This window comes from Sphingomonas sp. (assembly GCF_041661825.1).
GTDB lineage: Bacteria > Pseudomonadota > Alphaproteobacteria > Sphingomonadales > Sphingomonadaceae > Sphingomonas.
The window spans coordinates 856,964-873,848 of sequence record NZ_JBAZTU010000002.1 but is presented as its reverse complement, the minus strand read 5'-3'; the positions used below and the strand labels follow the sequence as shown (position 1 = coordinate 873,848).

At 63.0% G+C, this 16,885-nt stretch carries 4 protein-coding genes; 3 read left to right on the top strand and 1 reads right to left on the bottom strand.

Features of this window, described 5'->3' with window-relative positions; all coding sequences use genetic code 11:
- Nucleotides 1-2 precede the first annotated feature (2 nt).
- A complete protein-coding gene (locus WC729_RS11440; RefSeq protein WP_372852710.1) occupies nt 3-722 on the top strand; it encodes a DUF6118 family protein in 720 nt (239 codons plus the stop codon).
- Nucleotides 723-1,118: 396 nt separating this feature from the next.
- On the opposite strand, the gene WC729_RS11435 is transcribed toward WC729_RS11440, so the two are convergent.
- Nucleotides 1,119-1,310 (bottom strand): hypothetical protein, encoded by a 192-nt coding sequence (locus WC729_RS11435; protein ID WP_372852708.1) that lies wholly within the window; start codon nt 1,308-1,310, stop codon nt 1,119-1,121.
- 144 nt (nt 1,311-1,454) lie between these two features.
- Here WC729_RS11435 and WC729_RS11430 point away from each other — a divergent pair, with 144 nt between their 5' ends.
- Both WC729_RS11430 and WC729_RS11425 read left to right on the top strand, forming a co-directional pair.
- A complete protein-coding gene (locus tag WC729_RS11430) occupies nt 1,455-3,272 on the top strand; it encodes an acyltransferase family protein (RefSeq protein WP_372852705.1) in 1,818 nt (605 codons plus the stop codon).
- 232 nt (nt 3,273-3,504) lie between these two features.
- The gene (locus tag WC729_RS11425; RefSeq protein ID WP_372852703.1) at nt 3,505-16,881 is read left to right on the top strand and encodes a LysM peptidoglycan-binding domain-containing protein; all 13,377 of its coding nucleotides are present in this window, start codon (nt 3,505-3,507) and stop codon (nt 16,879-16,881) included.
- The last annotated feature ends 4 nt before the right edge of the window (nt 16,882-16,885 follow it).

The window sequence follows — 16,885 nt, the reverse complement described above, 5'->3', positions numbered from 1 at the left end:
AAATGCCCGACGAACAATCCTTGCTGAGCGAGCCGGAACCCGCACCGGAAACTGCCGCGCAGGCGTTCGCGCGCCTGGATGGCCGGATCGCCATGATGGCGCGCGCGGTCGAGCATCTGGCCGCCGAGCGGGCGAGCATCGATATTCCCGACTACAGCGCCACGCTGGGCCAGATGAACACCCGGCTTGCCGCCATCGCGGAAGAGCTGGCTGACATTGCCGAAAAACCCGCCATGCTGTTGACACCGGAAGGGCTGGCGGCGCGGATGGACGCGGCGGCGGAGAAATCCCGCCGCGCCGACAGCGCGACGCTTCGTGAAGCGCGGGAGGCCCATCAGGAAGCGGCGAGGATTATCCGCGACCTTGCAGGAGTGGTCCGCGAGAAGCACGAGCAGCTCAAGCATGTTCTATGGGCCGCAGGCGGCGGCGTGCTGGCGGGATGCCTGTTGTGGTCGTTCCTTCCCGGCGTGGTGGCCCGCACGCTACCTGAGGGCTGGCATATGCCCGAGCGCATGGCGCGCCATATGGTCGGCGAGCCGACCTTATGGGAAGCGGGAACGCGGATCATGCGCGCGGACAGCCCGGAGGCTTGGCGGGCCATCGCGGACGCCGCCGAGATGCGGCGCGATAACCGCGAGGCCATCGACGTCTGCGAACAGGCCGCCAGCAAGGTCAAGCAGCCTGTGCGATGCATGATCAGGATGAGGGCTGGCGGAAGGTGAGGCGACCGGGCCGCTCCAGCTACGTGGCCGGCCGCAGTGACTCCTTCCTGTCCTCTCTCCTCTTCGACCTATGTCGATTCGCTCATGAGGATGCGCGGCATCTGGCATGGGCTGCCGTGAACAAGCTTGAATGCTACATCCTGCTGAAAGATGGCGACCCAAACAAAGCTGGGATTGCCTTATCGACTCGCAGATGGAGATCGGGGAACGCGCCGACCCCAACTTCGCTAATCTCGAGGCCAAGGGATATGATTTTGCGGCGTCGATGGCTCGTCTGTCCGAAGATAGCGTCGGCTACGCGATTTCTGCGGCGGCCTTTCCAAGTCGGCGGGGAGGGACTCCCGTTGACCCTTCCTGGCGCACTCTTTAGTGCACCAGGAAGCGGCGCCGATTCCCTCAGTGCTTGATGATTCCGGTCAAATCCTGATGGCCACGCCGCTTCCCTCTGCGCCTGATACGCCAGCCATCACGGCGCACCTTAACGAACACGTACCCGAAAATTAATGCCACCACGATCATCCCGACCCCGATGGCCAACAAGGTCGGACCGGTTGTGCCGAAGGACGACTCAGTCGTGCCTGTTGTCATCGAACGAGTCCCTATGCTGCTGAGCGTGCCGCAAGACATAGGCTGGAGCAGTGGTCGGGTAAAGGTACGGGCGGCATCAAGCGATGCAGCGGACCTCTTTCATCAAGGGGACGGCCTGGCTATGCTGCGAAGCATGGGGGCTGCATGAATATCGAACGACCGCAAGAACGGGCGGCCAGCCGCTCTCGTGTGAGCTATCGCCCGGAGATCGACGGGCTTCGTGCCGTCGCTGTCGCAGCCGTCCTGCTATTCCATTTCGATCGATCGCTACTGCCCGGCGGTTTTGTCGGCGTCGATATATTTTTCGTCATCTCCGGGTTTCTGATCAGTTCGATATTGCTGAGCGATATCTCGAACGACCGCTTCTCTCTTGGCCGCTTCTACCAGCGCCGTATATCCCGAATATTTCCGGCCGCGTTACTCGTCATTCTTGTGACGACTCTGGCAGCATCTCAAATCTATTCTGATCAGGATCTGGCATCGCTGGGCGTCACCGCCGCGGCGGCGGCGGTGTCGCTGATCAATTTCAAGCTCCTGTCGCAGCACGGCTATTTCGTGATGTCGGCGGACGCGCAGCCGCTCCTGCATTATTGGTCTCTCGCAGTCGAAGAGCAATTCTATCTCGTCTTTCCGCTGCTGCTTTGGCTGCTGATGCGATTCGTCGCTCGTCCGCTACGCGCCATGTTCTGTATGACCGTTCTCAGCTACGTGCTGTGCGGCTTCGTGACGGCATATTATCCAACCATCGCGTTCTACATGCTGCCTACGCGCGCATGGGAACTCCTCGCTGGTTCATGCCTGGCGCTCTATGTCGGTCATGGCGCGCACCGCGACGGGACGAGCGGCTGGTGGGCACCGTGGGCTGGTCTCGCTTTGATCGTATTGTCGGTTTTTGTAATAGATGAGGCCTCGCGCTTTCCAGGTTGGCTGGCCGCGTTGCCGGTTCTTGGGGCGGTCCTGCTGATCGCCCCTACCGATGGAACGAAATTCGGCCCGGTCAAGCTTCTCGCTCAGCCGGCTATGGTGGCGATTGGCGTCAGATCCTACTCGCTATACCTCTGGCATTGGCCGGTCTTCTCGCTTGTCGACTACCAGTTCTTCCAGGACGGAGACCTTTTGCGCGCTGTGTTGAAGGTTGGCCTCACCATGGCCTTGACCGAGTGCAGCTATCGCTTCGTTGAAACGCCGGCGAGGATCGCCCTGAACTCTCCGGCGCGCCGCTGGTATGTCTTTGCAGGCGCATTCGCTCTGGTCGGAGCGATCGGCGTAGCGGGCTTTCAGATGCGGTCGTCTCTCTATTTCGATGTGCCGCCTGGATCGATTGCTGCAGGGGGGAAAGTCGTCTCCGGTGGCAGTGGAGGGAAAGTTCTGCTGTCAGGCGATAGCGAGGCGGCAATGTACGGGGCGGAACTCGGATCGCTCGCTCGGGAGCGCGCCTTTACGCTCTATGCGGTCGGTGTGGCGGGCCAGAACGAGCTTCCCGGTGCAGACCAGACCCTTTGGCCCTCCGTCGAGACTCTGATCGCACAGACAAAGCCGGATGTCGTCGTGCTCATCAACGATTGGTCAGCGAAACTCACGAGCGCGGAGCCGTTGCGGCAGGCAATAGCTTTTAGTCTCGCTCACGCCCGACGCGTCGTTATCGTCACGCAGCCACCGATACTCCCCGACAACGTCAGCCGCGAAGCAATCCGGGCCGGCCTGCGCGGGCCGTTTAGGGAGCCGCCCGATCAGGCGCGCCGTCGCATGGCGGCCAACGCGATCATCGAATCCTTTCAGAGCGAGCGCGTCATCGTCGTCGAGGCCGCCGACAACTTCCTCGCTCCGGATGGATCGATCCGCATTGTGGATGCCGATCGACGGATGACGTTCAAGGACGCCCGTCACCTGTCGAATAGCGGCACGCTTATGGCCCGCCAGGAGCTTGGGGCAGCGCTCGGCCACGCGCTCGCTATTCCCTAAGAGAGCAAGGCAGTTCGCGGCGGATTCGTGGGCGGCGGACAGCCTGTCAGACCCAGCGAACCGGGATGCGGCCGAGGCGCCTCCAGGCGTTGAACACAAGGGCGGCGAGGTGCCGCCGCCGTGCCAGGCACCGGAGCGGCCCGGGCCGGCATCGAGGCAACGCTCAATGCAGAAAAAACGCTAAACTATCGGACGGATCTCCTGATCACCCCTTTCGAACAGCCTCGCGGACGTGCCGCGTTTGCTGGGGCTGCGTGTGACGGATGGGGGCGAGATGGTTTCGATTTTCACTGGGCTCGGCGCTGGTTTCGGGCGTGGATCGGCGACAACGCTGGGATCCTCGGGCTTGCTTGGGTCGGGTTCGCTGGGGCGCAACAACGAGCAGGTCTCGCTGAACGCTGCGACCGGCAACCTGCTGATCGGCCAGCGCGACGAGTTCCTGGTGGGGTTGGGGCCGGATTCGCCGATCGGGCGGACCTACAACAGCCTCGAGGATGTCACGGACGGCGACAACAACGATCATTGGCGCCAGGGCACGACGCGCGGCATCCATGGCCTGACCGGCACGCTCAACACGACGGGGAGCACCGTCAAGCGCACCTCGGGCGATGGGTCCGACATCACCTACACGTGGAACGCAACCGCTTCCGCCTATGTCGCCACCGACGGCGACGGTGCCCATGACACGCTGAGCTATGCCGCGGGCGTGTGGACCTGGACGGACGGTGCCAGCCAGTTCACCGAGAAATACGCAGCACACGGCGTCTATGGCCTGACCGGCACGGTCAACACGACCGGCAGCACGATCACGCGCATCAAGGCCGATGGCACCAGCAGCACCTATACCTGGGACACCGCGACCTCGAAATATATCGTCAGCGCGGGGACCGCCAGCACCGACAACCTGACCTATGCGGGCGGGGTGTGGACCTGGTCGAACAGCGGCACCCCGCTCACCCAATATTATTACAACAACGGCGCGAACTGGCGGATCACGGAGCTGGCCAACACGATTGGCCAGAAGCTTACCTTCACCTATGCCGGCGCGACCCTGGACAAGGTGACCACCCAGGACGGCAGCTATGAGCAATATAGCTGGTCAGGCGGCCATATCAGCCAGATCGTGACGGGTTATACTAACCTGGCCACGGGCGCTGCGAACCAGACGCTTACCCGAACACGCTACGGCTATGATGCGTACAACCGGCTGACGACGGTCACGGTCGATCTGTCGCCTAACGACAATGTCATTGCGGATGGCAAGACGTACGTCACTACCTACACCTACAAGTCTGCTACCGCCGGAACTCCCGGCTTCACCCAGGTTGCGACGATCGCCCAGACCGACGGTTCCTCGATCTCGGTCGACTATGATGGTGCAGGCCGCGTCACGACCTTCACCCAGGCGGTCGCCGGCGGCGTCACGCGAATGACGTCGATCGTGTACGGCGCCGGCTCGACGACGATCACCGATCCTCTGATGCAGGTGACCACGCTCGAGTACAATGCCGACGGGTCGCTGAAAAAGGTCACCGCGCCTCCGGCCTATAGCGGCGCGGCGGCCCAGGTCGCGCAGTTCGGCTACGATGGCAGCGGCAATGTCCTGACGACGACCGATGCGCTCGGTGTCGCTTCCACCTTCACGTACGACGCGTCGGGCAACATGCTGACCTCGACCGATCGCCTCGGCAACGTGGTCACCCGCACCTATAGTGCGAAGAACGAGTTGCTCACGGAGACCCGGACGGGATCGGATGCCAGTGGGGCGAGCGTTAGCCACACCACGCGCTATGCATACGACACAAATTATCTCCTGCGATATGCGGTCTCGGCAGAGGGGGAAGTGACCGAATATCGTTACGACGCGCTTGGTCGGGAGACGTCGCAGCTCGTCTATACCGATCAAAAATTTAGTCTCTCGGGATATACAAGCACCCAGCCTGTCCCGGAGACGTCCCTTAACGCATGGGTGGTGGGGCTGGCGGATCGCAGCACGGTACAACGCACGGATACCGCATATAATCTGCGAGGAGATCCAATCAGCACCACGAGCTATGGTGTCCTGTCAGCGGGCGGAACCGCTCCAGGAGACGTCTCCGTGATCCAGGCCGGGGCGGGTACCACGGCGAGTCTGCAAACGAGTGGCCTGACCCGCATTGCAAAAACGAGCGGCACTACTGCGTTTGACGCCGATGCGTCCTCAACCATGGGCGCGAGCGGGGATTTCGCCCTCCAGATAAAGCCAAATCAGACCAACGCCAATCTGATGGTAGGGGTGTCGCAAAACCCGAGCAGCTCGACCTCGAACGTCAGCCTTCAATATGCCTTCTATTTCCAGGGCTTCAACGTCAACAGCGCGGATAGCGGTAACGCGCTTCTGCTGAGTCCGTCATTTGCAGTCGGCGATACGTTCTGGCTGGTCAGGACCGGGACCACCATCAATTATTACAAGGGGGCGACGCTGGATGCAGCGATCGCGGCAGGCAGCCTTCGCACGGTCGCAGGGGCGACGGGTACCTTCTATTTCGACTGTACGGTGCAATCGACCGGTGCGTCGTTCGACGTAGCGTTCATGTCTGACCCCGCCGGAATCCAGGCCGGGGCGGGTACCACGGCGAGTCTGCAAACGAGTGGCCTGACCCGCATTACAAAAACGAGCGGCACTACTGCGTTTGACGCCGATGCGTCCTCAACCATGGGCGCGAGCGGGGATTTCGCCCTCCAGATAAAGCCAAATCAGACCAACGCCAATCTGATGGTAGGGGTGTCGCAAAACCCGAGCAGCTCGACCTCGAACGTCAGCCTTCAATATGCCTTCTATTTCCAGGGCTTCAACGTCAACAGCGCGGATAGCGGTAACGCGCTTCTGCTGAGTCCGTCATTTGCAGTCGGCGATACGTTCTGGCTGGTCAGGACCGGGACCACCATCAATTATTACAAGGGGGCGACGCTGGATGCAGCGATCGCGGCAGGCAGCCTTCGCACGGTCGCAGGGGCGACGGGTACCTTCTATTTCGACTGTACGATGCAATCGACCGGTGCGTCGTTCGACGTAGCGTTCGCAGCAATCGATTCCGGCACCGATACCTCCCGCACCGCTTATATCTACGACCAGGCCGGACAGGTGCTCAGCCGGACGATCACCGGGCTCGGCACCGAGACGTTCGTCTATGACGGCCTGGGCCGGATCACGGCATCGACCGACCTGAACGGCAACACGACCAGCTTCGTGTTCAACGATTCCACGATGCAAACGGTGGTCACGCTCACCAACGGCTATGTCCAGACCTCGGTCTATAACAAGGCGGGTGAACTGGTGTCGTTCACCGACTCCGGCAGCAACGTCACCGGTGGTACCGCCTATTACGCCTATGATCAGCGCGGCCAACTGCGCATCACGACCGACGCGACCAACCACAACAGCTATGTGGTCTATGACAAGACGGGCAGGAAGGTGGCCGATGTCGATCACTACGGAAACCTGATCGAATATCGCTACGACGCGAATGACCTGCTGGTCACGACGATCCGCTATGCTACCGCGATCACCTCAACCCAGCTCACGACGCTGCAAAATCCCCTGTCGAACGTCGAGATGTCGACGCTTCGGCCGAGTGCGGCCGCGACCGATATGTGGGCATGGACGGTTTACGACGCCGAGGGACGCGTCGTGGAGGCGATCAACGGCGACGGCGGGGTCACGACCTATCAATATGACGGAGAGAGCCGCCTGATCGGCACGGTCAGCTATTACAACAAGCTGACCTCGACTCAGGTCACAACCATCAAGGCAACGCCGCCATCCAGCGCCGTGCTGCCGACCGTGGATGCCGTACGCGACAGCGTCGCCCGTAATTTCTACGACAAGTCCGGCCGGCTGATCGGTGTGCTCGACAGCGAAGGCTATCTCAGCCGGATCACCTACGACGCTGGCGGCCGCAAGGTTGTCGAGACGGCGTTTGCGACGATCACCACGGCTGGCCTGCGCGCGACGGGCAGCTTCAACGCCTTGGTCACCTCGGTCACGACGGTCACGAACCCCGCCGATCGCATCATGCGCTATGTCTATGACGGGCAGGGTTATCTTCGCTTCCAGATCGATAGCCTGAACCAGGTCACCGAATATGTGTATGATTCAGGCGTTGCCGGGGGCGCGATCGGAGTCGTCAGGCAGACGATTCAATATGCAGGCACGATCGGTGCGCTGAGTGACTACAAGATCGCAACCGTCAAGATGGCGGTGGCGGCGCTTGCGAGCAACCCCGACAATCGCAAGAGTTGGGCGGTCTACGACACATCCAACCGGCTGGCCTATGCGATCGACGCCACCGGCGCGGTCACCGGATTCAGCTACGACAATCTCGGCCAGGTCACCAAGAGCGTCCGGTTTGCCACCACGCGGTCGACCGCGACCCTGCCCGATCTTGCGACGATGATCTCCTGGCAGACCGCCAATACCAGCGCCACGACAGATCGCGTCACCCGCAACTACTACACCGCGCGCGGCGAGCTCCGCTATGCGGTCGATGCGGAAGGGTATGTCACCCGCTTCGACTATGACGCAGAGGGTCGGACGATCGGCACTGCGCGGTGGGACACGGCTATCACCGCCAGCGACAGCACCACGATCGCCAACGTCGCGACCCTGGCGACCGGCACCTACGCCACCACCGCGACCAGCTACGATATGGACGGCCGCGTTGCCACCCGGACCGACGGCGAAGGCGTCGTCACCGGCTATGTCTACAACGCCAACGGCACGCTGCTCTGGACGACGGTCGCGACCGGGACGAGCGACGAGGCGAAGACCGTCTATGAGTACGACAATGCCGGGCGGGTGGTCACCCGGTACGACGCGTACGGCACGGCCGAGGTGGCAATCACCCGGTTCACCTATGATGGTTTCGGCAATGTCCTGACGGTCACCGATCCGGCCGCTGCCGTCACGACCCGCACCTATGACCGGCTGGGGCAGGTGCTGAGCGAGATCAACCCGCTCTCGGGCGCGGTCGCGTATCAGTACAACGCGTTCGGCGAGGCGGTGAAAGCCACCGACGAACGCGGTAACGTCAGCTTCAGCTATTACGATACTCTTGGCCGGGTCACGCTCAGCTACGATGCCGGGCAGTACGGCACGCAGAGCAGCTACACGGTGTTCGGCGAGCTCGCCTCGGTCAAGCGCTGGTACAACAAGGCGAACAATGCCGGCAGCGTCACCGTGACGACCCAGCCCACCTTCACCGCGGACGCCGCGCGCGATGCGACGACGAGCTTCCTCTATGACAAGGTCGGCCGTCTCCTCGGCTCGACCGACGCGCTGGGGGCGGTCGTCAGCTATACGCTCAATGCGTTCGGCGACATCGTCACCGAGGTAGATCCGCTCGAGAGCAGCCCGGCAACCACGATCCAGACCACGCGCACCTATGACCGGCGCGGCCTGCTGAAGACGCAGGTGGTGGATTCGGCGGGCGGGGGCAAGGCGCTCACCACGACCTATGGCTATGATGCGTTCGGCCGGGTCGTCTCGCTGACCAATCCCGCGAGCCAGGTCACGACCAGCAGCTATGACCGCAACGGGCGGCTCAAGACCCTGGTCGACGCGCTCAGCCACACCACGACCTACAGCTATGACAAGCGCGGCAACCTGGCGGCCGTCCAGGACGTGATGAGTCAGATCACGCGCTACACCTATGACGGCAACGACCGGCTGATCTACACGGTCGATGCGCTCGGCGGCGTCACCCAGAACAGCTATGACGCCGATGGCCGGGTGATCCTGAGCAAGGCCTATGCGAGTGCGATCTCGCTCGCCGGCCTGGTGACGATCACCACCACCGCCGCGATTACCGCTGCCCTGGCCGCGCGCGTCTCTCCCTCGAGCAACGACCAGCTTACCCGATCGGTCTATGACACGAACGGGCAGCTCCGCTTCAGCGTCGATGCCGCGAACTTCCTGACCGAGTTCGTCTATGACGCCGCCGGCAACGCCATCCGTAGCATCGCCTATTCGACCGCGATCGCATCGGCGCCCACCTACACCATGGCGACCATCGCCACGCAGATCGCCGGGATGAGCGCCCCCGCGATCGTCGCTTCGCCGATCATCCGGAATGTCTACAATGCCGACAACCAGCGCGGCTTCACGATCGATGCGCTCGGCAACGTCACTGCCTATACCTACGACGCCCAGGGCAATGTCGTGAAGCAGCAGCGGGTGGCGGCGAACTACGTCACTGCCGGCGACCCGACCGATGCCGCGATGGCGACGTGGCTCGCCAGCAACGGCAACGCGACCAACGACCGGATCTCGCGCGCGATCTACGACCAGAACGGCCAGCTGCGGTTCGATGTCGATGCCGAAGGCTATGTCACCCAATACACCTACAACGCCGCCGGCAGCGTCCGCACGACCGTCCGTTACGCTGACCGCTTCAACGGCACCGGCGGATTCACTGCGTTCACCGACGCTACGACATTGGCGCAGGCGATTGCCAATGTCGCCGCGACTCCGACCGCCCCTGCGGCGATCACCGAGTTCAAATACGATAGCGCGGGCCGGCTGACCGAGACGGTCGATCCCGAAGGCACGCGCACCGTGATGACGCTCAACCAGCTCGGCCAGGCGCTGAGCACGGCGGTCGCTTACGGCACCGCCGACGAGAGCGTCACGACCAACAGCTATGACGCGCTCGGCCGCGTGCTCACCGAGACGCGCGGCTACGGCCAGCCTGAGGCGACGACCCGCACCTTCATCTATGATTCGATCGGCAACATGCTCACCGAGCAGGATGGCCGTCTCAACACCGTGACCCGTACCTATGATGCGCTGGGCCATGTGCTGACCGTCACCGTGCCGCTCGATGCGAGCACGAACGCGGTGACCACCAACAGCTACGACGCGTTCGGCAATCTGGTGAAGATCGTCGATCCGCGCGGCAATAGCGGCTATTTCTATTACGACGCACACAACCAGCTGGTCCTGCAGGTCGATCCGGAGGGCTATGCCACCGCGACCAGCTACACCTTCACCGGCCAGACCGCGTCGGTCACCCGCTATGCGGTCAAGCCGACCGGTACGCCGGCGATCGGTGCGCCGCCCACTATCGTGTCCACGCCCGCCTCGGACGCAGTCTCGACCTTCACCTATGACAAGCTCGACCGCGTGCTCACGACGGCACAGGTCATCGATACCACGCCGTCGCACAACATCACCGAGAGCTATGGCTATAATGCCTTTGGCGACCGGACCAGCGTCACCAACAAGCTTGGCGGGCTCACCACCAACAGCTTCGACAAGCGCGGGCTGCTGCTGACCGAGGTCATTCAGGTCGCGGTGGGCAGCACGATCACCAACACCTACGCGTACGATGCGCGCGGCAACCTGACTCAGATGGTCGAGGCGAGCAGCACGGCCAAGCCGCGCACGACCGGCTACGCCTATGACAAGCTCGACCGGCTGACGACGACCACGCATGACCAGGTCACGGTCAGCACGAGCGACCTGTCCTCCACCTCGTTGGTCACGCCGGTCGACGTCCTGACCTATGATCGCCGCGGCAACGTCATCAAGTCGGTGACGGCGCAGGTCGGCGGCAGCGGCGGCGCTGCGACCTGGGCCTATTATGACGATGCCGACCGCAAGATCGCCGAGATCGACGCGCTCGGCACGATGAGCAAATGGACCTACGACGCCAACGGCAACACGCTCACCGCGACGGTCTATGGCGACGCGGTGACGCCGACCGGTCCGGGTGGTACGCCGCCGGCGCCTGTCTCCCCGACCAACGCCCGCACCACCACCTATGCCTATGACAAGAACAACCGGCTGACCACGACGACCGGTCCGGCGATCAAGATGGGCGGCTATAACGGCACCAGCTATGTGATCACGACCGATGCCGCGGTCGCGACCAACGAGTATGACGCGGCCGGCAACATCATCACCCAGACCGACGGCCGCGGCAACAAGACCTGGTCCTTCTACAACAAGCTCGGCCAGCAACTCGCCCAGGTCGATCAGGAGAATTACCTCACCACCTGGGTGCGTGACGCGAACGGCAACGTCACCAGCGAGACACGCTACGCCAACAAGATCACCGGCGCCTTCACGACGACGAGCACCGTTGCCGCGCTCCAGACGCTCGCCGGCACCAACGCGACGTCTGACCGCACCACGACCTTCACCTATGATCTCGCCGCACGCCGGTTGACCGAGACGCGCATCGGCGTCGTCACCCTGGCCAACACCAGCGGGACGCCGACGACCTCGCTGCAGGACTCGCAGATCGTCTACACCTATAACGGGCTGGGTGAAGTGCTGACCAAGCGCGAGGCGAACGGCGACACGACGACCTATGGCTATGACGCGATCGGCCGCACGCTCACCCAGACCGATCCCGGCTACAATAACCAGAGCGCGCAGGCGGTCGCCCGGCTGACCACCTACACCTATGACGGCCTGAACAACGTCCTGAGCGTCACCGTCAGCGACGCGCTTGGCCATTCCGGCGGCGAACAGCATGGCACCACCTATGTTTATAATATCGGCGGGCGTCTCGCGTCGGTAACCGACGCGCTGGGGAAAACCCGCAGCTACGCCTATGACGCCGCCGGTCGCACCCTCGGCGAAAGCTATACCCGCACGCCGGGAAGCGGCGCCGCGTTCAACGAGACGATCAACTATCGCTACGACACGGCCGGTCGGCTGACGTATCAGACCGTCGCGCACAAGGCGGTCGGCGCATCCACCTGGATCTTCGACGCGGATACCAACCAGATCCAGTACAATGCCTATGGCGATGTCACCGCGCGCGGCATGAACGGCCAATGGCAGGAAACCTATGATTATGATGCGGCCGGCCATGTCTGGCGGTCGAACTCGGGCGATGGCAGCGCGCGCATCTATCTCTACGACAAGGGCGGCGACGCGACCCTGACGATCGCCTCGTCGGGCGGCGTCAACCTCGCCACCTACACGCTCGATGCCGCGCTCAATCTCGTCACCAACACCGGCGCGTCGGCGGCGGGCAGCATTGCCGTAACCGGCGCGGTCGTCACGATCGATGTGTTCGACAAGCGCAACCAGGATATCGACACGCGCGAAGCGTTCCGCGAGGTCAACCCCAACATATCCAACCCGGCGATCTACGATACGGCGCTGATCCGTCACCAGCGTAGCTACAACGCGTTCGGCGAGGTGGCGAGCGAGACGGACGCACGCGGCAACGTGACCAACTACACCTACAACACCATGGGCCGGGTGATCAAAAAGGAGAACCCGACCGTCAGCGTCACCGCTGAAAATGGCGGGATCAGCTCGGTCCGCCCGACCGAGGACAATTATTACGATATCTCCGGGCGCCTGGTGGCGGTGAAGGACGCGAACGACCACACCAGCCGGCGCGTGCTGCTCGCCGGGACCGGCTATGGCGGCGGTGCCGCGCTGGTCGTCACGGATACCCATGCGGACGGCTGGAGCGCCCTTACCGCCTACGACGTGTTCGGCAATGCCCGCACCCTGACCGACGAATTCGGCAATGCCGAGACGCAAACCTATGATCTCAATCGCAACCTGCTCACCGTCGCGCATCGCGGCGGCCTGCTCACCGACTATTATGGCTATGACGAACTCGGCCAGCGCACCCGGCACTGGAACAGCCAGTTCAATACGAACCCCGCCAGCCCGACGATCCTCGACCTGACCAATTACGACGGACAGGGCCGGGTCATCTCCCAGGTCATCTCGTCCGGCTCGCCGGACGCGGCAACGACCACCTATGGCTATGCATGGGTCGCGAACGGCGGCGCTGGCTATTGGACCAAGACCACCGTCAACACCGCCGGCCTCACCGCGACCGAGAATGACGATTATTTCGGGCATGTCCTCGCCCGGACCGATTTCGGCGGGCATGTCTTCAGCTATGTCTATGATTATGCCGGCCGCCTGACGGCGCAGACCAACAATGCCGGCGCGAACATCGCCTATAGCTATTACAATAGCGGCCGTCTGGCGAAGATCGTGACGGGCACCGACAACGGCTATTCGAGCGAAACAGCGACCTCGCTCTACTCCTACGACGTGGACGGCAACCGCACGCGTGAGAACCATGCCGTCACCGGCTATTGGTACGATTATTACGACGGCATCGCTTATGCCTATACCACCTCCCACCAGGATGCGACCGCCGTCTGGGACGCGATGAACCGGATGGTGAGCTTCACCGATAGCGGCGCCAGCGGCAGCGCACCCGCCTCGATCGTCTATGAATATGACGCGGTCGGCAATGTCCGGCACATGGGTGCAAGCTATCGCGCGCTCGATGCGCAGGGCAACGTCGCCGGGACCGCGACGACCCAGGATTACTGGTACCGCTATGACAGCATGGACCGGTTCGTCACCACCATGGGCACTTTCACCGGCACCCGCGGCACGACCGGCGCGATCACGCGCGGCGCGACCGGCATCGACATCACCTATGACCAGGCCGGCAGGCGGGCGACCGCGACCGGCACGACGACGCTGAACTGGTCGGGCTGGAAGGCCCATAATAAGGGCGATACCTCCTATTATTGGTATGAAGACGAGCAAGGCGATTGGGGCGATCCGATCAGCGTGATCTGGCTCCAGGCGTCGACGACGTTCCAGGGCACCTATCAGGACACCTACACCTATCGCGCCGACGGGCAGTTGATGGGTGTCACGACCGCGACGCAGGTCGGCCACGGGTCGGGCTCGTCGGTCGTCGGCGGCGAAATGGGCGGCGCGGGCACGACGGGCACCTATGTCCGCGACGCCATGGGCCGGACGACGAGTTATACCGCGCCCAATTACAGCGCGACCTCGACCTATGATTACCTGAACGCGCTGACCAGCCAGACCACCGACACGGCGCGCTCGGACGGCAGCTATCATGCGGTCACGACCTATGATTACCGCGCGGAGACCTATGCGGGCTCGGGCGTCTGGACCGGCGCCTATCAGGGCGGCTCGGTCGTCCAAAGCGTCACCACCACCACCAAGGGCGGCGTGTCGCAGCCGACCACCGACACGAAGACGACATTGGTCTGGTGGGACAGCGCCCAGGCGAGCCACGTCACCTTCACCCCCAATATCGCCAGCCCGGGCACGACCAACAATTCGAGCTATTATTACGACGATGCCGGCCATCTCCAGTCGGTCTATATCCAGGACGGGCGCAGCCGGACGGTGAGCTTCGTCAACAATGCCGAGGGGCAGATCCTCTCGCGCGACGAATCGGACAGCCTGGGCACCGGCGATCCGCGGCAGCTGCATTATTATTTCAACGGCCAGCGCATCGGCGACATCTCGAACAACGGCTCCTCGAGCGTCGATTATGTCGCCGCCAATGCCCAGCGCACCGGCGTGCCGGGCACCGGCCCGTTCGCGGGCGGCTCGGCGACCAGCGTGCCGTACGCCGATTTCGACCAGAGCTACGATCCGATCAACGGGCTGGACTATGCGCAGGCGGCGAGCCGCTACACGGTCAATACCGGCGACACGCTGGCGAGCATCGCGACCCAGCTCTGGGGCGATGCCAGCCTGTGGTACAAGCTGGCCCAGGCCAACGGCCTGACCGGCTCCGAGACGCTCGTCGCCGGCATGAGCCTGATCGTGCCGGCGGGCGTCCGCTCGAGCAGCAACAGCGATTCGACCTTCCGGCCCTACGATCCGAGCGTCGCCCAGGGCGACCTGTCGCCCACCGCGCCCAAGCCAGCCGCGAAGAACAAGAATTGCGGCGTGTTCGGGATGATCCTGCTCGCCGTGATCGCGGTCGCGGTGGCCTATTTTGTGGGGCCCGAAGCGATCCACTTCTTCCAGGGGGTGCTCGGCGGCCTGACGGGGACCGGTGCGGTGATAGCGGGTAGCGCGGGCGCGATCGGTGGCGCGATCGTGGGCGGTGCCGTTACGGGGGCGATTGCCAGCGTGGTCAGCCAGGGCGTCGGCGTTGCGACACGTATCCAGGACAAGTTCAGCTGGAAAGGCGTGGCGCTGGCGGCGCTGTCAGGGGCTGTGGGCGGCGGGGTTGGCCAGATCAAGGGCCTCGACGGCATTTTGGCAGGCACTGAAAAGACAGCCGTGACCGGCTTAAGGTCGGTCACCTCCGCCATCGGCCGCGCGGTGATCGGCAATGTTGCGACACAGGGCATTGCGATTGCCACCCGCTTGCAGAAGGGCTTCGACTGGACCGGTGTGGCCACGGCGGCGATCTCAGGCGGGGTGATCGACGTGGTCGGGCGCGCGGTCGGCGTGCAAGCCGGCGTACGGTCGGTCGGCAATGCGTTGCGCTCCGGTGTTGCAGGCGCCGCCGGTGCCATCGCCAGTGCGGGCACGCGAAGCATCGTCGAGGGCACCAGCTTCGGCGACAACGTCATGGCCGCACTGCCGGATGTGATCGGACAGACGATAGGCAATATAGTGGCTGGCGGCATTGCCAGCATCGGAAAGCACGGAAAGCCCATAAACCTGCTTCCCGAGGGCTTATACGACACCTCGCCCGACGTGGTTGTAGCACCCGGTCCAGCGGCCGCCGGCGCTGGCGATGGATCGGATGCCGAAGGAGCGTACGCTGGCTTAGCCGCCCTCACGGGACGTTTTCCGGGTGGCGGCACTCTCAGCAACGCAAGCTTTCTTCAGGACGTGCCGGAATCTCTACCAAGCGACGATCCCTTCGGCATGACCTCCGCCCCAGCGGATGAAGTGGAGCCCGACGTCGTCGTCACCGGCCAGCGCATGACCGAGGAGCAGAAGCGTGAATACGATGCCAAGCACGGCTTCTTCTGGCATCTGGGCAACATATTCTCAGGTCGGACCTGGGATGGCACCACAAATAAGGCCTACGAGGCGCGTGCCGAAGCCGAGATGGCCAATCACCGCCTCGCTGTCGCGATCGGACAAGGGACTATGCGATGGATGAATACGCCAGTGACGAAGCCAATCCCGAGAACCTATTTTCCAGCAGATCCCGCACTTTCCCGTGGCATGATGGTTGCCCAAGGAATGGGGTTTGGCCCTCCAGACCTTCCTCCGACCTACAAATCGCCTATAACAAGAGGTGAAGTTATCGGCCATGTTGGAACCGCCGCCAGCATCGTTAGTCCGCTCGCATCTTTGGCTCGTCTTGAGAGGGGAGCCGCCGCAGGCGTGCGAACTGGCACTCTGGCCGCAGAGGAGGCGTCGCTTCGCTTGCCGGTTGCGGGAGATGCGAAGTTCATCGGACCCATTAAGCCGGATTTCATCAAAGGGGCTTCTGAAGGGTGGGGTGAATACCTGACCAGGATGAAGGGGCCAGCTCCAGACGGCATGTTTGATCCTCATGCCCATCACATCGTTTTGCAAGCAGGAAATGGCGCTGCCCAGAAGGCATTGGTTGCAGAGGGGCAGGGTATACTGCGAAGTGTCGGTATCGATCCAATCACCGGCCCCGAAAACCTAGTGTGGGCGCCTATGCGTGTGGCTGACCAGCACGCGATCGGACCATTGAGAACGGTCGTTACAGAACTGCGAGAAGCGCAGCAATTCGGCCTGAGTCGTGATGCTATGGTTGAAATTTTGACGCGTAATGGTAAGCTGGCAGCGGCAAGAAGGTGAAAAC

Excerpts from the sequence above, each read along its gene's own strand:
- WC729_RS11430 (WP_372852705.1), top strand. The coding sequence starts at position 1,455 with ATGAATATCGAACGACCGCAAGAACGGGCGGCCAGCCGCTCTCGTGTG.
- WC729_RS11435 (WP_372852708.1), bottom strand. The coding sequence starts at position 1,310 with ATGACAACAGGCACGACTGAGTCGTCCTTCGGCACAACCGGTCCGACC.
- WC729_RS11440 (WP_372852710.1), top strand. The coding sequence starts at position 3 with ATGCCCGACGAACAATCCTTGCTGAGCGAGCCGGAACCCGCACCGGAA.